This is a genomic window from Microbacterium sp. 13-71-7 (assembly GCF_002257455.1).
Classification (GTDB): Bacteria; Actinomycetota; Actinomycetes; order Actinomycetales; family Microbacteriaceae; genus Microbacterium.
Genome location: NZ_NCKN01000054.1, coordinates 1 through 19,419, shown reverse-complemented (window position 1 = coordinate 19,419; position 19,419 = coordinate 1). Strand labels below are relative to the sequence as shown.

The window sequence follows — 19,419 nt, the reverse complement described above, 5'->3', positions numbered from 1 at the left end:
GTCCTGCTCACACAGGTCGAGGGCGTTCCGCAGAGGCGGCAGGATTTGAACCTGCGATGCCGGTTTTGGAGACCGGTGCCCTAGGCCGCTAGGCGACGCCCCTTCATGTTCTGTTGTGTCTATGCGCGGGGCTACTGCCGGTGCCGCGACATACAAAAAGCCCCCGATGCCGGCTGGCTTCGGAGGCTCTGCGTACAGCGAGTTCACTCGCTTACACCTTGCCTCCTGAGCCGTCATTCGCCGGGTAGGCGAACCAGGGCTGCCCGCCGAAGGGCGCGTGGGCACGCTTCACGCTCGGGGTGTTCCCGAGTTGTGCGATGAGCGTGCGCATGATGTCCCTTTGACATGGAGGTAAAGCGGAGTGGCAAATATACACGTGCCAGATACAACAGTGTCAAGCAGAGATTTCCGCGTGCAAGCTCCGTAGGCGCGCATCTGCGTGGATGGCCGCCATGATGGCCCGGTGCTCGTGAGTGGCCTGAAACCCGGGAAGACGCCGGCGCAACCGGGCCGCGGACACCCCGATGGTCCGCGCTGCCTCCGGGTAGCTGGCGCCGTCCTGCAGCAGGTCACGGGCTCGGACGAAGTCAGGTGCTACACGCACCCGGCGGCGCGCCCGGCGGACAGACTCCGGGTGCACATTCAGCTCGGCGGCAGCGGCGACCGCAGGGAGCCTCATCGTCCGTGCAAGCTCAGCAAGAGGAATGGGCGCGGTCACCCACCCGCTATGCGCAGCCGTGCCGCTACGTGAGTGACACGGGGCCTTCAGCGGAGCCGGACCGGACGCGGATGACCTTCCGGATGACCTCGACCGCCTCCGGCGAGGGGTGTTCGACCTCACGCGTGCCATGCTCGGCAGCTGCGGTCCCGGACTCGAACAATGGGACGGTCGTCGAGTACTCGAGACATGCTGCGCTCAGACGACCTTCGCTGAAACCGATACGCACAGCGAGAAGGTCCAGCGGGTCACGGTGCCCGAGCCAGCCCGCGCAGACGTCACCGCTGCCCTGGTGGCAGTGGAACACCGCGACCGGCTGCTCGTGCGTTTCCCCGTCGTACAGCGCCAGCTTCGCGTACTCGTCCGGGTGCCAGACGCCACTGGGGACATCACGCCGGTACGGGCAGGATGCGCACGGCCGCCTGCGCGGCTCATCCTGTTCGCTGCTCATTCAGGCATCCTCGCACGAACGCCCGAAACGACGCCCCTCGCGTCTAAGCCGAGCCGTGTCCTCCGACCGTGTACCCCGCCCTGGCAGCAGCTGTGCGACGAGGTCCGCATCGCGGAGCACCTTCGCATATGCGTTCACGAGTGCCTGCTGAATCGGCGTGAGCTCCGGGTCGAACCGGCCGGAACGCCGCAGGTCGCGGAGGTTGAACGCGAGGCGCACCGCGTGACGGCGGCGCTTGAAATCCCCGAACGAGAAGAGGGTGATGGTGCGCTCATACTTCGCGAACGCCTCCGGCGAGGTCACCCGCAGGCCGCTGAGCATGGCGCGGTAGGGCTCACCCTGCCGGGTGAAGACCTTCGAGCGCGAGAACGCGGCCTCGCACGACTGATGCGAGCCCGCCTGGGCCTGCCGCAGCAGGTAATCGAACCCCAGATGCATGTGGTCTTCCTCACCCACGTACAAGTGCTGGGCCCGCTGGGCACGACTGTTCGTGACCACGGTCATGTCCACGTCGCTGCCTGCGTGCGCGAGACCGTACAGGTGAGACCCACCGACGGTGCGGAAGAGTTCTACGTTCATGGGGCGCTCATGCGCGGGTGACGAACGGTGCCGGCGACGTCAATTGCGCAGCAGCCGGTCAGCGGCGACGGAACGGAAGCTCATCGGGACAGACGCCTCGGCACGCTCGCGCCCTCGACGGAGCCCTTCTTCGACGGCGGGTGCAGCGTTGACGATGATGATGCTCTCGGCACCGCACGCGGCGAGGGCCCGGGCGAGTTCACCGACCACAGCCGGGTCGATGTCATCCGCACCGGTCGCGTTCACGACCAGCACCTCGCCGGGGCGTGCGGCGCCGGCGACCAGGCCGCGTGCGACAGCGAACGTCATATGCTCGGGGATGCTGAATGCTGTGGGCATGGGAGCCCCTATGCGTCGGCGGTCAGACGGTCGTGCATCTCCGCGAGGGACGACTCGTACGCAATGCCACGACCACCGGAGTATTCGACGACCTGGGTGCGGTCGGATGTGCCGTTCTCGTCCACCGCGAACGCACGGCAGCCCTCCAAGCGTCCCCAGGCTTCGAGAGTCATCCGCTGCCCGGCTTTCATCCGCCCTTCCAGTTCACCGTGACCGTTCTTCAACTCGAGCAGGTCGAAGCCGCGTTCAGTCACCACGCATGAGTCTCCATCCATGAACCCCAGGCCCCGTTGCTCCGCCGGCTCCCGCCACCAGGTCGCGTAGTCGCGCATCCCCGACGGGCGTGTGCGGTCATCCCGATAGCGGTTCGAGAACGGATTCATCGCCCGATAGTTCTGCTGGGTGGCTGGGGTGTCGTCCTCTGTGTGAGCCGTGACCAGAGGCTCATCCTGCCCTGACGCGAACCACTGATGGGTGAGCTCCACGAGCCGAGCCGGGGACACGAACTGGACCGCTGCGCGTCCCTGGTGGAAGACGTGGACCTCCAAGACCCGCTCCGGGTCGTACCGTGCGCCCGGACGGCCTTCCTGCGGGTCGCGAATGGCGATGCCCTGCATGCCGTCACGGTCGCTGAGGTCCTGCATCTGCTTGAGGTGGGACGGGTCGGTGGAGAACTGCAGGGTGAGGAAACGGTCACGTCCACCGCGGCGCGAGTGCATGATGCCGTCGATGGTGAACCGGCGGGCATCCCCCAACCACACGTCCACGTTCCGGGCGCGGACATGCTTGACGACGGCGAGCAACCGCCGCACCTCGTCCGGGGTGTACCGGCGCGGCAGCGTCCTGGGCGAGTTGATACGCCCATATACGGCAGCAGCCCCGCTGGCCGTGGGGAGCGTCACATCTGGGGCGGTGCGAGCCTGCTCCCCGAAGCGCCCGTCCGTGCGCCGCGCCTGCTCGCGCAGGCGGCGGGCAGTGTCCGCTGAGACCTCCCGACCGCGGGCAAGCTGACCGCGGAGTGTGGCGGGCGACGGCTGTGTCTTCGGCATGCCCGGGATGTACCCAGGCCCGAGGTGTTCAGGACGCGCGAATGACGTTCTCGCCCATCACCTCGAGGTCGGACCTTCGAATACGGATGAGCTTCGGACCGAACCTGCGTGCTGGCAGGTACCCCTCGGCGATGTATCTGCGGACGCTCCGCGTGGACACGCCAAGGATGCCGGCCGCCTCGGCGACGTCGATGAGCTCGCCCCGCTCCGAAGACGCGGCGATGGCCTTGGCGCCGGCCGAGCGGACTCGAAGGGGTTCGTGCGCGGTCACAGTCATGGCTGCTCTATGCGCGGTGGCTTCTCTTGCGTCGCCACATGTCAACGAAACAGCCCGGACCCCGCTGGCGTGAGCACGAATCTGCCGCGCCCCGCCCGCTCCGTATGCCGTTCGGATACGCGAAAGATACGCGAAGTCGTGCTTCCCGCACTCCCCCAGCAACCAAAAATGCCCCGGAAATCCGGGGCATTTTGTTGTGCGCGATACTGGGATCGAACCAGTGACCTCTTCCGTGTCAGGGAAGCGCGCTACCGCTGCGCCAATCGCGCCTGTTCAGGCTATTCAGTTTAAAAGAAGCGAGGTGGCGACGGGATTCGAACCCGTGTAAACGGCTTTGCAGGCCGGTGCCTAGCCTCTCGGCCACGCCACCATGTGGATTCGAACCCACATGCCGAAGCCCCCGAAGGGGCTCCTGCACTGGAGCGGATGACGAGACTCGAACTCGCGACCCCAACCTTGGCAAGGTTGTGCGCTACCAACTGCGCTACATCCGCGTTTTGTGTTTTCCCCGGTGTCCCGGGCACTTGAAATACATTAGCCGAGGTTCGGGGCTTCGCCAAACCGAGGCCCGTTCTCGGGCGTGTCCAGCGGGATTCCGGAGGGATCGCGAGTGCCGCACGTCCCACCGGAACCCCCTCATCGCGCGGCTCAGTCGACGAGCGCCCCCGCAGACAGATTCGCGATCGCCCCGGTCATCGAGGCGGCCCGGTCCGATGCCGCGAAGGCGAGGTACTCCGCCACCTCGTCGAGCACCGGGAGGCGTCCGAGCAGGGTCGTGCCGGCGAGTCCTCCGACCCATTCCTCCATCGGGACATCGCCGGTCGCGGCGATACGGCCGAACATCTCCCGCGTGTAGGACGTCTCCATCGCGTCGGAGATGGCGTGCGGGCGCACGCACACGACCCTCACCCCGTGCGGTCCAAGCTCACCCGCGAGCGCGCGGGAGAAGCCTTCGAGCCCTGCAGACTGCGCCGCGTTGCCGATCAGCCCGCGCCCCGTCAGGCGGGCTCCCGGCGTCGAGATCGTCAGGATGACGCCGCCGCCCTGCGCGATCATCTGCCGAGACACCGCCTTCGCCGTCACGAAGTTCGTCTGCAGGTACCCCACGACCGGGTGCAGATAGTCGTCCAGCGACGTGTCGCCGATGGACAGTCCCTGCACATGGTCGAAGCCGACCGCGTTGAGCGCGACATCGATGCGCCCAGCACTCGCCACGACATCCTCCGCGTGCCGGTCGACGGCAGCCTGGTCCATGGCATCGACGACCGCGACGGCGACCACCGCCCCCTCCGCCCTCGCCGCGGATGCCGCGGCTTCGAGGCGAGGGAGCGAGCGTCCGGCGAGGAATAGCCGCGCCCCTTCCCGCGCGAAGACCCTCGCCGCCGCAGCGCCGATCGATCCGCCACCGCCGTGGATCACCGCGACCTTGTTCTCCAGCAGCATGATGCCGCCTCCATCCCTGTAGTTGTGCAACTTCAGAATTGCACATCCAGGATCCTTGCTGCAATAGGTTGGTTGCAGTTTGGCGGGGCACCTAGAGCCCCTCGGCGATCTCCTTGATGGCGACCAGCCGGCTCTCCCACTGCCGGCCGATCTCGTCGAGACGTCGCGCGGTCGCGTTGAGCTCTGCACCGACGACGCGGTAGCGCACCTCGCGTCCCACGCGGACGGGTTCGACCAGGCCGACCTCCGCGAGCACCGTCAGATGCTTCGCGATGGCCTGCCGGGACACCGGGAACCGCTCGGCGAGGGCCGACGCCGAAGCATCCCCGTCCCCGAGCGCGGCGAGGATGCTCCACCGCGTCTCATCCCCCAGCGCGGCGAAGACCGAGACGAGCGACGGGGTCATTCGTGGCCCCCGAACAGCGCGACGAGCTTGTCGAGCTCGATGTTCCAGCCTTCGCGGTGGCTCTCGAGGTTCGCAAGCGGATCCGAGGTGCGATCGAAGCCCGACTCGACGACAGTGAGGCGCGTTCCGTCCCCCTCGGGCTCGAGCGTGAAGGTGAACACGGTCGAGTTCGCCTCGTCGACCTCGGCCGGCATCCGTCCCAGGGCGTTGTCATTGCTCCAGCGATAGGTCACGGACCGCGGCGCATCGATCGACTCGATCCGGATCGGGACGACACCGTGACCGTCGAAGGTCATCGTGCCGACCCCTGCCCCGTCGAGCACGGTGCGTCCGAACCAGAGCGAGAGATGCTCCGGCTCCGTGATCGCGCGCCAGACCTTGGCTGCGGACGCGGCGATCGCGATGCTCCGCGTGACGGAGAACGCGGCCTCGTCGACGACGGCGGGCGGTGTGCGGTCGGTGCTCTCCATGGACGTGCCTCCCGTGGGGATGCGGAGGGCGGCTGCGAGAACCCTCCTGCAACCCACAGGTTACAGGAACCTGCGCGCTGCGGTCCGGGGAAGACGAAAGCCCCTGGTCGAGACCAGGGGCTTTCCGTGGTGGGCGATGCCGGACTCGAACCGACGACCTCTTCCGTGTGAAGGAAGCGCGCTACCAACTGCGCCAATCGCCCCGAAGGGATTTTCCGTGCCTGAGGCACAGGTAAAGAGCATACCCGATCGACGGACCGACCACGGACAGCGCCCGTCGGCCGGGCGTGGCGCAGGGCGGATCCGCTCCCCCGCGCGCATCGATGTCCGAGGGGCCGGTTACCGTCTCGTCCGTGAGCAGCACAGAAGCGATCGAAGAGCTGGACGAGATGCAGCGGCGCGCCGTCGAGCACGGCGAGGGGCCGCTGGTCGTCGCCACCGGCGCCGGGACGGGGAAGACCCGCGTGCTCACCAGCCGGGTGGCACGGCTGATCGACACGGGCGTGCCACCGGAACGCATCCTGCTCCTCACGTTCACGCGCCGCGCCGCGGCCGCTATGACCGCGCGCGCGGCGGCGATGGTCGGTGACACGGCGCTCGCCCAGCGCATCGCCGGTGGCACGTTCCACGCCGTGGCCCACCGCGTCGTCGCCGAGTATGCGCAGCATCTGGGGCTGGCCGACGTGACCGTGCTGGCGCCCGACGACGTCGTCGATCTCCTCGATCTCCTGCGCAGCGAGCACGGCCTGGACGGCACCGACAGGCGGATGCCCACGAGCAGGGCGATGGCCGACATCGCGTCGCGCGCCGTGAGCCTGGAGAAACCCGGCCGCGAGGTGATCTCGGACCAGTTCCCCTGGGCGCTCGGCCATGCCGACGAGATCATGGGACTCCTCCGCGCCTACGCGCAGCGCAAGCGGGCGCGCGGGCTGCTCGACCTGGATGACCTCCTCGTCGCCTGGCGCGCGCTCGTGCGCGATCCCCACGTCGGGGCGAGACTGCGTGCGCGCTGGGACTGGATCCTGGTCGACGAGTACCAGGACGTGAACCGCGTGCAGGCGGACATCGTGCGAGGGCTGGCTCCCGACGGCCGCGGCCTGACCGTCGTGGGCGACGACGCGCAGGCGATCTACGGCTTCCGCGGCGCCGGCGCCGGGCAGTTGCAGGAGGTCCTCGACAGCCATCCCGAGGCCGAGCTCATCCGCCTGGAGCGGAACTTCCGCTCCACGCAGCCGATCCTCGACCTCGCGAACGCCGCCCGCCCGGAGGACTTCCCGATCCGCCTCGTCGCCGACCGCACGGGAGCCGCACCGCGGCCGGAGCTCGTGCGATGCGAGAACGCCGATGAGGAGGCCCGCGTGATCGCCGACCGGATCCTCGCGGTGCACGCCGACGGCGTGCCGCTCCGGGAGCAGGCCGTGCTGATGCGCACCGGTTCGCACAGCGCGATGCTGGAGGTGGAGCTCAAGGTCCGCGACATCCCCTTCGTGAAGTTCGGCGGCATCGGCTATCTCGAGACCGCGCACGTGCGGGACCTCCTGGCGGCGTTCCGGGTCGTGCTCAATCCGGCCGACGAGATCGCGTGGTACCGGCTGCTGACGCGGCACCGCGGCCTCGGGAAGGTCAGCGCGCGGCGACTCGCCGGCATCCTCGCGGATCAGGGCATCGCCGGAGGATCCGAGGCGATCGCCGCAGCGCCCCCGACCGCCCGCGTCGGGCTCGCCACCACGCTCTCGCTGCTCGGCGTCGTGGACGCCGGGTCTCCGGTGTCCGAGCTCGTCGAGGCCTGCCACGACGCGGTGTCCGGGCTGCTGGAGCAGCACTACCCCGATTGGCAGCGCCGGGCCTCAGACGTCCAGGAGATCGCCGAAGCCGCAGGGCGACAGAGCGACCTGCGCACCTTCGTCGGCGAGCAGGCGATCGACCCGGTGACGCGGGCGGGAGACTGGGCCGCGCAGCCGCACCTCGACGAGGACTGGGTGACCCTGTCGACGATCCACTCGGCGAAGGGCCTGGAATGGTCGCACGTGCACCTCCTTCGCGCCACGGACGGCGCGATGCCCTCCGACATGGCCCTCACCTCGCATGCCGGTCTGGAGGAGGAGCGACGCCTGTTCTACGTCGGTCTCACCCGTGCACGCGACACGCTGAGCGTCTACGCCCCGGCGACGCTCCCCACGCATCCGACCGCGTTCACCGCCCGTCATGTGCAGGCCAAGCCCAGCCGGTTCCTCACCAGCGAGGCGCTCTCGTGCATGACGGTGGTCGACGCGCGGATCGCCGAGCCGACCAGGAAGGACGCGGCCCCGGGCCCTCGCGTGAGCCTGGGCGAGCTCGACGCGCTGTTCGCCTGACGCCGGAGGCGCAGGGGTTCAGGGCAGGATCTGCACCGTCTGCCGGGCGATCTCGAGCTCCTCGTTCGTCGGCACCACCAGGACCGTCACCCGGGACGCATCCGTCGAGATGACGCGGATCCCCGATCCCGGCGCCTCGTTCCGTGCAGGATCGATCTCGATGCCCGCGAAACCCAGCGTCGCCATCGCCTCGCGCCGCACGAGCGCGTTGTTCTCCCCCACGCCGGCGGTGAACGAGATCACGTCGACACCGCCGAGCTGCGCGAGGTAGGCGCCCGCGTACGCACGCAGGCGGTGGATGTACACGTCGAAGGCGAGCGTCGCAGCCTCGTCCCCCGCGGCGGCACGGGTGAGGACGTCGCGCATGTCCGAGACACCCGCGAGCCCCTTGAGGCCGCTGCGCGTGTTCAGCAGCTCGTCGAGATCGTGGATGGTCAGGTCGGCCCGACGCGCCAGGGTGAACAGCACGGCGGGATCGATGTCGCCCGAACGCGTGCCCATCACGAGACCTTCCAAGGGCGTCATACCCATCGAGGTCTCCACCGAGCGCCCTCCGCGCACCGCGGTCACCGAGGCCCCGTTGCCGAGGTGGAACACGATCTGCCGCAGATCCTCCCGCTCGCCGCCGATGAACGCCGCGGCCGCCTCCGACACGTACTTGTGCGAGGTGCCGTGGAAGCCGTACCGGCGGATCCGGTGCGCCTCGGCCAGTTCCCGGTCGATCGCGTAGGTGTACGCCGCGGGGGCGAGGGTCTGATGGAACGCGGTGTCGAACACGGCGACGTGGGGCACGTCGGGGAAGGCGGTCTTCGCGGCGCGGATGCCCTGGAGTGCCCCTGGGTTGTGCAGCGGCGCGAGCGCCGATAGCTCGTCGATGTTGATCTCGACGAGCGGGGTGATCAGCGTCGGCTCGAAGAAGCGGGCGCCGCCGTGCACCACCCTGTGCCCGAGGGCCGCGGGCGGGAACTCCGCGAGCGACGGCCCGTGCGCCGCGAACGCGTCCAGCATCACCTGGAAGCCGGCCGTGTGATCGGGGATCGGCAGCGTCCGCTCGGTCTCGTTCCCCTCGGCGTCGACGTGCACCGCGCGTCCCTCGGGCTGCCCGATGCGCTCGACGAGTCCCGAGGCGAGGGACCGGCCGCCCTCGACATCGATGAGCTGGTACTTGAACGAGGACGACCCGCTGTTGATCACCAGGACGATGCTCACGCTGCGCTCCCCTGCTGGGCCTGGATCGCGGTGATCGCGATCGTGTTGACGATGTCCTCGACGAGAGCGCCGCGGGAGAGGTCGTTGATCGGCTTGTTGAGCCCCTGCAGCACCGGCCCCATGGCCACCGCGCCGGCGGAGCGCTGCACGGCCTTGTAGGTGTTGTTGCCGGTGTTCAGGTCCGGGAACACGAACACGGTCGCCCGCCCGGCCACCGAGGAGCCGGGGAGCTTCGCCCTGGCGACCGCGGCATCGGCGGCCGCGTCGTACTGGATCGGCCCCTCCACCGGCAGCTCAGGGGCGCGCTCGCGCACCAGCTCGGTCGCCGTGCGCACCTTCTCCACTTCGGCGCCGGATCCGGAGTCCCCCGTCGAATACGAGAGCATCGCCACGCGCGGATCGATGCCGAACGCGGTCGCCGTCGCGGCGGAGGAGATCGCGATGTCGGCGAGCTGCTCACTCGTGGGATCCGGGATCACCGCGCAGTCGCCGTACACGAGCACGCGGTCCGCGAGGGCCATCAGGAAGACCGAGGACACCACGGAGACCCCCGGCCTCGTCTTGATGATCTCGAACGCCGGGCGGATCGTGTGCGCGGTGGTGTGCGCGGCACCGGACACCATGCCGTCGGCGAGGCCGAGGTGCACCATGAGCGTGCCGAAGTACGAGACGTCGGTCACGGTGTCCGCCGCCTGGGCGACGGTGACGCCCTTGTGCGCGCGCAGCCGCGCGTACTCCTCCGCGAAACGCGGCACGAGGTCAGGATCCGTGGGCGACACGATGCGCGCCGCGTCCAGGTCGACCCCGAGCTCCCGGGCTCGCGCCCGCACCGCGGCCTCCTCGCCGAGGATCACGAGGTCGGCGATCCCGCCCGCGAGGACCGCCCCCGCCGCGCGGAGCACGCGGTCGTCGCCGCCCTCGGGCAGCACGATCGTGCGGCGCTCGGTGCGCGCCCGGTCGAACAGCTCGTACTGGAACATCAGAGGCGTCACGACATCCGAGCGTGCGACGCCCAGCCGCGCGATGAGCGCCGGCACGTCGACGTTCTGCTCGAACAGCGCGAGGGCCCGACCCACCCGGTGCGGGGCGTCCACGGAGAGACGACCGGGGGCGTTCATGATGCGCACGGTCGTGTCGTAGGTGCCGTGGCCTGTCGCGATGATGGGCACCCGCGGGCCCAGTCCGTCGAGCAGGCGCTCGATCGGCTCCGGAAGGGCGAACGGCCCGTTCAGCACGATCGCGGCGATCGACGGGAAGGTCCCGGCCGCCTGCGCCAGCAGCGTGGCCAGCAGCACCTCTTCGCGATCCGCCGGCACCACGACCACGGACGACTCAATCAGCCGCGGCAGCACGTTGACCATCGACATGCCCGCGATCACGACGTCGAGCACCTCGCGGTCGAGCAGTTCCTCGTCGCCCCGGATCATCCGGCCCTCCAGCGCTGTCCGCACGCCGCGGACGGACGGGGCGACGAGCGACCGGTCCTCCGGGACCACCCACACGGGCACGTCATCGGCTGCGCCCGCCGGCCGCTCACCCAGCACCGCCGTGACAGCCGCGCTGATCTGCTCCCGCTGCGCGGCGTCGGCGCGGTTGACGACGATCGCCGACAGCACCGCCCGCTCCTGCGCCAGCTCTGCGATGCCGAGCCGGGCGAGCTGGCCCAGCTGCGCGGGGGTGCGCGCACCGGTGACGCCGAGACGCTCGCCATGGCCGGCGGTGTCACGGCCACCGAGCACCAGCAGCACGGGCGCCCCGAGGTTCGCCGCGATCCGCGCGTTGACGCCGAGTTCCGCGGGAGCCGCGACATCCGTGTAGTCGCTGCCCAGGATCACGACGGCGTCGCACTGCGCCTCGACCGCCCGATAGCGCTGCAGGATCCTCCCGAGCGCCGCGTCGGGATCGGCATGGAGCTCGTCGTAGCCGACGCCGATGCACTCGGCCGCGCCGAGGCCGACCTCTGTGCGGCTCAGCAGCATCTCCAGCACGTCGTCGGTGCCATCGCTCGAACGGGTGACAGGGCGGAAAACGCCCACCCTGGCGGTGGCCCTGCTCAGCGCGTCGATCACGCCCAGCGCGATCAGCGACTTGCCGGAGTGGCCTTCGATGGACGTGATGAGGATGCTCTTCGCCACGCCCCCAGCCTACGGGTCCCCCTGCTCCGTTCAGGGCTTCGCGCCGAACGCGGCGAACAGGCGGTCCCGGAAGGCGTCCATGCGCCAGACCGGGGAGGCGTCGCCGGGGCGCAGGCCCGACGTCCACCCCCAGTCGTCGATCGCGGTGAAGACCGCCGGATCGCGGGCGATGACGCTGATCGGCACGTCGTGCGAGGCACCGGCGCCGCTCACGATCGCCGCGGGCTGGTGGTCGCCGAGGACGATGACCACGAGATTCGGATCGTCGACGTTCGAGAGGAAGGAGAAGAGCGCGCCGAGCGAGTACTGCACCGACTGACCGTAGAAGCGCTGGACCGTCTTCGCGCTCTGCCACACCGCTCCCGCGGATTCGCTCTGCCCCGGCTGCGCGTCGTAGATGGAGCCGTCGCCGATCTGCGCCCAGGGGACGAGCCGCGGCAGCGGCGCCCACGGCGTGTGCGAGGACACCAGATCGATCTCCGCCATGACGGGGTCGTGCGGGCCGGCGAGCTCGGTGTCGGCGAAGTGCTTGAGCGTGAACTGGTCCGGGATCCTGGCGTACCCGAAACCCGGGCCGCGATAGCCGACGTCCCGGGCGTCGAGCAGGGAGTCGTAGTGATAGAACGAGGCGCCGACGTTCCAGGTCTCCGAGTCCGAGGGCACATCGGACACCGTCCGCCACCCGGCGTCTCCGAAGGCCCGGCTCAGGGAGAGGCGCTCGCTCGCGACGAGCTGGTCGTACGCGGACTGCGTGGGCGTCCACACGCCCGTCTGGAGCGTCCCGTGGGCGAGCCAGCTGATCCCGCCGTACGTCGGCGAGGTGAGCCAGGCGCTGCGCGCGGTGTATCCCTCGGCGACGAGGGAGGCGTTCCCGGCGCGGAGCACGTCCGTCACGCCGGGGGCGATCTCCGGCCCCTCGAGCGCGACCCGGCCATAGCTCTCGACGAAGGCGATGACGACGTCCTTGCCGCGGAGCCCGGCGAGGAGCCGGTCCGGCGGCACCTCGGCGAACGGATCCTCCGCGACGGCGCGCGAGAACGCCGCCTGCGCCGCGAGCACGCGCTCGGTGTTCGACACCGCGACCTCGACCGAGCCGACCGATGCCGCTGCGGCGAGAGGCGCACCGGCCGGCGGCGGCGCCACGACGCCCGCGATCAGCCAGGTCGCCGCGAGTCCTGCGATCACGGCCCGTCCCGTCGTGCGCTCCCGCACCACACCCGAGACGCGCAGCGCGGCCCAGGCCAGCGCCGTGGCGCACGCCAGCGCCGCGCAGAGGAGCCCGAGGAGGATCAGCTCGGCGGAGAAGGCGCCCACGGCATCGACGAGCACCCCGTAGGCGGATCCGAGCTGCGGCCCGTCCACGAGGGCGAACGGAGTGCCGACGGTCGCCCGGAAGCCGCGGTCGATCCCCGCGAGGACGACGGCCGCGGTCACGAACCCGCCGAAGATCGCGGCGAGGACGCGGCGGACGACCCGCCACGGCACGATCACGAGCAGCATCACGATCAACAGGGACTCCACGGGGATGCCGATGAGACCCGGCGTCCCGGCGGCGAGCCCGTCGGCGGCCAGCAGCCCGGGCGCGAGCGGGAGCAGGACGAGCGCCGCGATCGCGGAGGCGACCGCGGCACGGCCCCTCCCCCGCGGCGATGACGACGCGAGGCGGGTGCCTGGCGGGATCCGGATCCCGGCGGAGGTGCTCATGATCGTTCGGAGGCGGCTGCCGCGTGATGCGCGCCGGCGGCGGAGCCCGGATCCGGTCGGACGTCGCAGCGGTCCGACAGCGCGTAGCGCAACAGCACGACATCGCCGATCTGCCGGGTCTCGGCCAGACGTGCGCGACGTGAGGCCGTCCACGGATAGCGCCCCGCCGCCGCGGCCCTGGGCGCCCCCGGCTCGCCGACGAAGAACGGCGCGATCACGAGCTGCAGCTCGTCGACGAGATCGGCCTGCAGGAACTGCGTCAGCACGGTCCCGCCGCCCTCGACCATGAGCCTGCGCACCGCGCGGCGCTCGCCGAGGTCCTCGAGCAGTGCCGCCATGGTGACCTCCGTGCCGAGGCCGACCACGGTCGCCCGGTCGCCGAGGCGTGCGCGCAGTCTGCGCTCGCCCGCCGACGGGGTGTACACGAGGCGCGGCACGTCACCCGCGGTGAAGAACGCGGCGTCCGGCGAGAGCTCGCCGGACGCGGTCACGGTCACCTTCACCGGCGATGCGGCACAGCCGGAGGACAGCCTGCGCGCGCGCCGTCCGGCATCCCGCACGAGCAGCCGAGGATCGTCCCGGCGCACCGTCGACGCGCCGACCAGGATCGCGTCGTTGCGGGAGCGGACCTCGTCGACCCGGTCGAAGTCGGCCGCGTTCGACATGGCGAGACGGCGCGGGGTGGACCCGTCGAGATATCCGTCGATCGACATCGCGCAGCTGAGCGTCACGTACGGGCGGTCGCTCATGGCCTCCTCCTCCGAGCGAGGAAGAGCACGACGGCCCCGGGCGCGACGCCGAGGAGGGCCAGCACGCCGAACGCCGTCGAGGCGGACACTCCGGCCGATGCGCCGAGTCCGACGAGCGCGAAGGCGGCCCCGGCGACCGCCTCGCGCGGCCCCCAGCCCCCGACGTTGACCGGGATCGCGGATGCCGCGAGCACGATGAGCCCGACGGCCGGGATCCCGCCGTCGAGCGGCAGGCCGACCGTGAGGCACGCCACGACGAACAGCGCGACGTGCGACGCCACCACCACGGCCGAGGCCAGGACGATCGCCGACAGCGCGGCGGGGCGGGCCAGCACCGGGCGCAGCAGGGCGCACTCCCGGCGCAGGATCCGCCGCGGACGCGGCAGGAGCGCCGCCGACGCCGCCACGACGGCGACCAGGACCGCGATCGCGCCGGCAGACCACGCGAGCGGCACGAGCGAGGACCCGAGCCCCAGCGGCAACAGTACCGCGAGCGTCAGCACGATCTGGACGACCTGCCCGAGCAGCCGTTCGGCGACCACCGCTCGCGCTGCGACGCCCACACGGGCCTGGCCACGGCCATGAGCCCAGGCGCGATGGACGTCGCCGAGGACGCCCGCCGGAAGCACCGCGTTGAGGAACTGCGACCGGTAGTACGCGGCGAACGCCTCGCGTCGGCTCAGCGTCAGCCCGTACCCGGTCGCGACGACCCGCCAGCGCCAGGCGGCGGCCGCGGTCGCGATCGCCGCCAGCACGAGCGCCGCCAGCACTGACGGCGGCGAGATGGCCGCGATCCCGCGGACGAAGGGACCGAGGCCGACGACCAGCGCGGTGGCGGCCAGGATCGCCGCCCCGGCGACGATGCGGACGGCGAGGCGGATCCTCGGGCGGTCGCGCCGCCGCTCCGCAGCGACCGGCGCCTGTCCCACGAGGCCGCCCGGAGCGGGGCTCAGCGCGGCCATGCGAGCACATCCTGGTGCGAGACGGTGACGCGCAGCGCGCCCTCGGCGAGCTGCGCGATGCGGCGCACCAGATAGGCCTCGGCGTCGTCCGAGAGCTCCGGGCGCTGCGCGACCGCCGCGCCGACCCAGCCGTCCAGCCACGCGGCGATCAGGGGCGCGTCCGCCGTGCCGAGATGCCAGGGCGCGGGCGCCGTGCGGACGCCCCATCCGGCGTCGGCGAACAGCCGCGCCAGCACAGGGGCCGCATCGGGTCCCATGAGCCGGCGTCCTTCGGCGTCCCGCCTCTGGTGCGCGTTGAAGGCGTCCCCGATCGCGACGTCGAGCGCATCGGGCGGGTCGAGGATCACCACGCCCGTCACCGACAGGCTGAACAGCGCGGGAGCGCCGCCGGCGACGCAGGCGGACACGATTCGGGCCGCCTCCTCACGGGTGAGGACGTCGAGCAGCGCGGACGCCGTCACCGCGGACGCCCCGTCGAACGCCCGGAGCTCCAGGGTCTCCAGCGCCTCGACCACGACGGTGGTGTGGACCGGCCGCCCTGCGTCGTCCGTCACCGCGTCGAGGTCGAGATGGTCGACGATCGCCGCGTCCCCGTCGCGCAGCACCCACTCCTGCGGACCGGGCAGCCGCGGGGCGAGCCATCGCGTCATGCCACCGGTCCCTGCTCCGAGATCGTGCAGCACGACCGGCCCGAGCGGGAGCAGTCGCGCGAGCAGGCCGGCGAGTTCGGTCGAGCGCGCCGTGTCATCCGCGGCGGCCCGCAGCGCGAGCCACGAGGCGGTGGCCGTCGAGAGCGAGCTCATGAGGGCTCCAGCGCCTCGGACACCGCGGCCACGGTGGCGGCCCAGGTCGGAAGTCCGGCGCGCGCGGCACGGGCCTCGGCACGGAGCCGGCGGCGCAGCGCCGGATCCATCATCCACGCGTCGAGGGCGGCGGCGAGCGCGATCGGATCGTCGGGCGGGACCAGGACGGCCCCTCCGCCGGACACGGTGTCGGGAATGCCGCCCACCTGCGCGGCCAGGACCGGCACCCCGTGACCGCGGGCCTCGGCGATCGCCATTCCCGAGCTCTCCACGCGTGACGGCGCCACGAGCAGCGGGCTGCGACGATACTCCGCTGCGAGCTCCGGACCGCGGAGGACGCCGGTGAGCAGCACCCTGCCGTCGAATCGCTGCGCGGTGCGCGTCACAGCGGAGGCGAACGCGCCGAACGGCCGGGGGGATCCGACGATCCGGCACGTCCAGGCCCGTCCGGGCAGCCGGTCGAGCGCGGCGAGCAGCACGTCCTGCCCCTTGTGCGGCGCCACGACGCCGACGCAGAGGAGATCCAGCCGAGGCGGTTCCTTCCCCGCATCGGCGAGCGACCGCTCCGGCGGCACGTCGACGCCCGGCGGCGCGACCGTCACCCGTCCGTCCGCCACCAGGTCGCGCCGGCGGAGCTCCTCCGCGGTCCACCGGCTCGTCACGACGACGTGGTCGGCCGCAGCCAGTGCGCGACGCTCGGCGGCCACGATCGGCGCGGTCGCATCCGGGAACGCCGCGGCGACCATGTGCGCGAGGACCACCGTCCGCACGCGGGCCGCCGCCTCGGCGACGGCCTCCGGCGCCCACAGGGCGACGAGGCCGTCCACGAGGACCGTCGCTCCGCGCGGCACCGCCCGGAGCGCCTCGGTCGCGCCGGAGGCGTCCCCCGTCTCGACGGTCGTGACGCGCCATCCGCGGGAGCCGAGCCCGTCGCGCACACGCCGGTCGTAGACGTTCCCGCCGCTCACCCGGGCGGGGTCGTCGATCCCCTCCGGGACGAGGAAGGCCAGCGGTCGGCCGGTCACATCGTCACCTCGTAGGACGCCCAGGCGATGTGCGACTCGTGCAGGGTCACGGCGATGCCGGTCAGCCGGGCATCGCCGAGACCGCCGTCGCGCACCCGCTCCACGAGCCTGTCGCCGATGACCTGGCACAGGCGCTCGGTCGTGGTGTTGAGGCCCTCGAAGTCCGGCTCGTCGTCGAGGTTGCGATACGACAGGGCGCCGACGATCTCGTGCAGCGCCTCCGAGGCTCGTCCGATGTCCACGACGATGCCGTTCGGATCCAGCTCCGCGGCGCGGAACGAGGCATCGACGACGAAGGTCGCGCCGTGCAGCCGCTGCGCGGGGCCGAAGACCTCGCCGCGGAGGCTGTGGGCGATCATCAGGTGGTCGCGGACGGTCACGGCGAAGGTCATTCCCTGCTCCAATCGATGGTCTGGCAGAGCGCGGCGGCGGTGCCGTCGGCGAGGCCCGCGGTCACCTCGGGCAGCTGTCGCCACGAGGCGGTCGCGCCGAGCAGCAGATCGAACGCCGGATCCTCCAGAAGCCGGAGCGCGAGGGCAAGGCGCTCCCGCGTCGACCGCCGGGAACGCCGGTTCGCCGCGACCGCGCCGACCTGGCTCGATCTGATGCTCAGCCGGCGGGAGTGGAAGTCCGCGCCGAGCTCCAAGGGCACGGGGGCGGCGCCGTACCAGCTCGCCACGACGACCTCTCCGTCCGTCGGCGCGGCCCGCAGGGCGAGCTGCAGCCCGGCGCCGGAACCGCTGGCCTCGATCACGACGTCCGCCTCGCCGGGCGGATCGACGGCGCGGGCGAACCGAGCCCCGAGCGCCTCCACGACCCGCTGCTTCCCCGGGTCGAGGTCGGCCACGGTGACCTCGGTCCCGGGGATCCCGCATGCGAGCCGGGCCAGGGCGCAGCCGATCATCCCCGCCCCGACGATGAGCACGCGATCGCCGATCGCGGGCGCCGCGTCCCAGAGCACGTTCACCGCGGTCTCCACCGCGCCGGCGAGCACGGCCCGCCGCGCCGGCACGCCCTCCGGCACGGGCAGGAGGGCCTCCACGGGGGCGACGGAGCGCGACTGATGCGGGAGCAGCCCGAACACCGTCCGTCCGCGCAGCTCGACCGGGCCCACCTCGACCACGCCGACGTTGAGGTAGCCGTACTTCACCGGGAACGGGAAGTCGCCGTCCTGGAAGGGCGCACGCATCCGCTCGTGCTCGGAGGGAGGGACCATGCCGCGCGCGACGAGCGCCTCCGTGCCGCGGCTGATCCCGGTCCACAGCGTGCGCACCGAGGCCTCTCCGGGACCGGGAGAGCGCACGGGCTCGCTGCGGAACTCGCCGCGACCGCGGCCCGTGGTCCACCACGCGGTCGCCGCCTCGGCGCGATCCGCGTGAACCTCGACCGCCCGCTGCGTCGTGTCACCCATGACTACCATGAAAGTAACACGGAGGCCGGATGCGAAAGGTTCAGCTCACGCCCTGGTTCTGGGTGGCCGCAGGAGTCCTCGTGCTCCTCGCGATCGGCGCTTCGGCGCCGCTCTCCCCCGCGGGGTGGGCGGCGGCGCTCGGCTACCTGATCGTGTCCTCCGTCCTGGTCTCTCGCGGGCTCCGGCGCCGTGGCAGTACGCGCTTCGGCGCCGCCAACGCCGTCACCGCCACCCGGTCGATGCTCGTCGGCATCGCGACGGGCCTCGTCGCGACCTCTCTCACGGACAGGATCTCCCCCGCACTCCTCGTGGCGATCGTGGCCGTCGCGCTCGCGCTCGACGGCGTCGACGGGTACGTCGCCCGCCGCACCGGCAGCGTGAGCGAGCTCGGCGCCCGCTTCGACATGGAGGTCGACGCGTTCCTGCTGCTCGTGCTGTCGGTGTACGACGTGCGGTTCGTGGGCGGCTGGGTGCTGGCGCTCGGGCTCATGCGGTACGCGTTCGTCGCCGCCGCATGGGTGCTGCCGTTCCTCGGGCGCCCCCTGCCGTTCCGGTACTGGCGCAAGGTCGTCGCCGCCGCCTGCGGCATCGTGCTGGCCGTCATCGCGGCGCAGGTGCTGCCCCCGATCGCCGCCGTGATCGCCGCGGCGGGCGCGCTCCTGCTGCTGCTCGAGTCGTTCGGGCGCGACGTCCTCTGGGCGGTCCGGATGAACCGCGCGGACGCGCGCCTCGTGTCACCCCAGAAGGCCTCGGCTCGAGACGGAAGCAGGTAGCACGATGACGTCGACCACCACCCCGGCGCTGCGGGTCATGCGGATCCTCAGCACGCTCGTCCTCCTCGCCACCGGCGGGATCCACCTCTTCCTCGTGTTCGACGGGGTCGGCGGGATCCTCGGCGTGCTGTTCGTGCTCAACGCCGTCGCGGCGCTCGTGCTCGCGATCGGGATGGCCCTGCTCCGCGGCAGGCTCCTGCAGGCGGCGACGGTGCTGTCCCTGCTGTTCCTGATCGCGACCCTCGGCGCGCTCCTGCTCGCCCTCACCGTGGGGCTGTTCGGGATCACCGAGGTGTGGACCTTCACCCTCGTGCCCCAGACGGTCGTCGTGGAGTCGATCGGGATCGTCGTGCTCGCGGTGACGACCGTGCTGGTGCTGCGCGGCGGATCGCCGTCGCGTCGCTGAGCGAGTGCTCCGCCCGCCCCCCAGGCGAGCCCGGGCGCGAGCCCGAGTGCACGGGATCCTGCCGGGTGCACGGGATCCTGCCGTGTGCACGGATTCTGCACGCCAACAGGCCGTGCACTCGGCAGTTAGCCGTGCACTCGCGGGCCAGGCCGAGGG

Annotated in this window: 20 protein-coding genes and 5 tRNA genes; 3 read left to right on the top strand and 22 right to left on the bottom strand. The window is 71.5% G+C overall.

Going from position 1 to position 19,419, the window contains the following annotated elements; translation table 11 throughout:
- Positions 1-30 precede the first annotated feature (30 nt).
- From B7X32_RS07510 to B7X32_RS07450, 13 genes are all read right to left on the bottom strand, one after another.
- A tRNA-Trp gene (locus tag B7X32_RS07510) sits at positions 31-103 on the bottom strand.
- Positions 104-743: 640 nt separating this feature from the next.
- Positions 744-1,169 (bottom strand): DUF6283 family protein, encoded by a 426-nt coding sequence (locus B7X32_RS07505; protein WP_292718142.1) that lies wholly within the window; start codon positions 1,167-1,169, stop codon positions 744-746.
- Positions 1,170-1,679 (bottom strand): hypothetical protein, encoded by a 510-nt coding sequence (locus B7X32_RS07500; RefSeq protein WP_292718140.1) that lies wholly within the window; start codon positions 1,677-1,679, stop codon positions 1,170-1,172. It abuts the gene before it with no gap.
- 108 nt (positions 1,680-1,787) lie between these two features.
- Positions 1,788-2,057: a hypothetical protein gene (locus B7X32_RS07495; protein ID WP_292718138.1), complete on the bottom strand. Its 270-nt coding sequence runs from the start codon at positions 2,055-2,057 to the stop codon at positions 1,788-1,790.
- A 38-nt stretch (positions 2,058-2,095) separates the two neighbouring features.
- Positions 2,096-3,136, bottom strand: a complete 1,041-nt coding sequence (locus B7X32_RS07490) for a hypothetical protein (protein WP_292718136.1) — start codon at positions 3,134-3,136, stop codon at positions 2,096-2,098.
- Positions 3,137-3,164: 28 nt separating this feature from the next.
- A complete protein-coding gene (locus tag B7X32_RS07485) occupies positions 3,165-3,413 on the bottom strand; it encodes a helix-turn-helix domain-containing protein (protein WP_292718134.1) in 249 nt (82 codons plus the stop codon).
- Positions 3,414-3,610: 197 nt separating this feature from the next.
- A tRNA-Val gene (locus tag B7X32_RS07480) sits at positions 3,611-3,682 on the bottom strand.
- A 30-nt stretch (positions 3,683-3,712) separates the two neighbouring features.
- Positions 3,713-3,783 (bottom strand) — tRNA-Cys (locus B7X32_RS07475).
- A gap of 48 nt (positions 3,784-3,831) precedes the next feature.
- A tRNA-Gly gene (locus tag B7X32_RS07470) sits at positions 3,832-3,907 on the bottom strand.
- Positions 3,908-4,061: 154 nt separating this feature from the next.
- Positions 4,062-4,856, bottom strand: coding sequence for an SDR family oxidoreductase (locus B7X32_RS07465; RefSeq protein WP_292718132.1), 795 nt, complete (start codon positions 4,854-4,856; stop codon positions 4,062-4,064).
- 91 nt (positions 4,857-4,947) lie between these two features.
- The gene (locus tag B7X32_RS07460) at positions 4,948-5,262 is read right to left on the bottom strand and encodes a metalloregulator ArsR/SmtB family transcription factor (RefSeq protein ID WP_292718130.1); all 315 of its coding nucleotides are present in this window, start codon (positions 5,260-5,262) and stop codon (positions 4,948-4,950) included.
- The gene (locus B7X32_RS07455; RefSeq protein ID WP_292718129.1) at positions 5,259-5,732 is read right to left on the bottom strand and encodes an SRPBCC domain-containing protein; all 474 of its coding nucleotides are present in this window, start codon (positions 5,730-5,732) and stop codon (positions 5,259-5,261) included. The genes B7X32_RS07460 and B7X32_RS07455 overlap by 4 nt, the downstream gene beginning before the upstream one ends.
- A 127-nt stretch (positions 5,733-5,859) precedes the next feature.
- Positions 5,860-5,935, bottom strand: a tRNA-Val gene (locus B7X32_RS07450).
- A 150-nt stretch (positions 5,936-6,085) separates the two neighbouring features.
- Here B7X32_RS07450 and B7X32_RS07445 point away from each other — a divergent pair.
- The gene (locus B7X32_RS07445) at positions 6,086-8,086 is read left to right on the top strand and encodes an ATP-dependent helicase (RefSeq protein WP_292718128.1); all 2,001 of its coding nucleotides are present in this window, start codon (positions 6,086-6,088) and stop codon (positions 8,084-8,086) included.
- Between the two features lie 18 nt (positions 8,087-8,104).
- Here the strand turns inward: B7X32_RS07445 and B7X32_RS07440 are convergent, their stop codons facing one another.
- The 9 genes from B7X32_RS07440 to B7X32_RS07400 are packed head-to-tail and all read right to left on the bottom strand — an operon-like array spanning position 8,105 to position 18,084.
- Positions 8,105-9,295, bottom strand: coding sequence for an acetate kinase (locus B7X32_RS07440; RefSeq protein ID WP_292718126.1), 1,191 nt, complete (start codon positions 9,293-9,295; stop codon positions 8,105-8,107).
- Positions 9,292-11,430, bottom strand: coding sequence for a phosphate acetyltransferase (pta, locus tag B7X32_RS07435; protein WP_292718124.1), 2,139 nt, complete (start codon positions 11,428-11,430; stop codon positions 9,292-9,294). Before pta ends, B7X32_RS07440 begins: the two co-directional genes overlap by 4 nt.
- A gap of 30 nt (positions 11,431-11,460) precedes the next feature.
- Complete coding sequence (locus B7X32_RS07430; RefSeq protein ID WP_292718122.1) at positions 11,461-13,134, bottom strand: CDP-alcohol phosphatidyltransferase; 1,674 nt, start codon at positions 13,132-13,134, stop codon at positions 11,461-11,463.
- Entirely contained in the window at positions 13,131-13,883 is a 753-nt protein-coding gene (locus tag B7X32_RS07425) for a RibD family protein (protein WP_292718120.1), read from the bottom strand. The genes B7X32_RS07430 and B7X32_RS07425 overlap by 4 nt, the downstream gene beginning before the upstream one ends.
- Positions 13,880-14,845, bottom strand: a complete 966-nt coding sequence (locus B7X32_RS07420) for a lysylphosphatidylglycerol synthase domain-containing protein (RefSeq protein ID WP_292718118.1) — start codon at positions 14,843-14,845, stop codon at positions 13,880-13,882. The genes B7X32_RS07425 and B7X32_RS07420 overlap by 4 nt, the downstream gene beginning before the upstream one ends.
- Positions 14,833-15,648, bottom strand: coding sequence for an SAM-dependent methyltransferase (locus tag B7X32_RS07415; protein ID WP_292718116.1), 816 nt, complete (start codon positions 15,646-15,648; stop codon positions 14,833-14,835). The genes B7X32_RS07420 and B7X32_RS07415 overlap by 13 nt, the downstream gene beginning before the upstream one ends.
- Positions 15,645-16,673 carry a glycosyltransferase family 4 protein gene (locus B7X32_RS07410; protein ID WP_292718114.1) on the bottom strand — a complete coding sequence of 343 codons (1,029 nt, stop codon included), beginning with the start codon at positions 16,671-16,673 and terminating at the stop codon, positions 15,645-15,647. Before B7X32_RS07410 ends, B7X32_RS07415 begins: the two co-directional genes overlap by 4 nt.
- Positions 16,670-17,065 (bottom strand): 6-carboxytetrahydropterin synthase, encoded by a 396-nt coding sequence (locus B7X32_RS07405; protein ID WP_292718112.1) that lies wholly within the window; start codon positions 17,063-17,065, stop codon positions 16,670-16,672. The genes B7X32_RS07410 and B7X32_RS07405 overlap by 4 nt, the downstream gene beginning before the upstream one ends.
- Positions 17,062-18,084, bottom strand: coding sequence for a zinc-binding alcohol dehydrogenase (locus tag B7X32_RS07400; RefSeq protein ID WP_292718109.1), 1,023 nt, complete (start codon positions 18,082-18,084; stop codon positions 17,062-17,064). The genes B7X32_RS07405 and B7X32_RS07400 overlap by 4 nt, the downstream gene beginning before the upstream one ends.
- 29 nt (positions 18,085-18,113) lie before the next feature.
- On the opposite strand from B7X32_RS07400, the gene B7X32_RS07395 reads away from it, so the two are divergent.
- Positions 18,114-18,857 carry a CDP-alcohol phosphatidyltransferase family protein gene (locus tag B7X32_RS07395; RefSeq protein ID WP_292718107.1) on the top strand — a complete coding sequence of 248 codons (744 nt, stop codon included), beginning with the start codon at positions 18,114-18,116 and terminating at the stop codon, positions 18,855-18,857.
- Between the two features lie 4 nt (positions 18,858-18,861).
- Positions 18,862-19,263 carry a hypothetical protein gene (locus tag B7X32_RS07390; protein WP_292718105.1) on the top strand — a complete coding sequence of 134 codons (402 nt, stop codon included), beginning with the start codon at positions 18,862-18,864 and terminating at the stop codon, positions 19,261-19,263.
- Positions 19,264-19,419 lie beyond the last annotated feature (156 nt).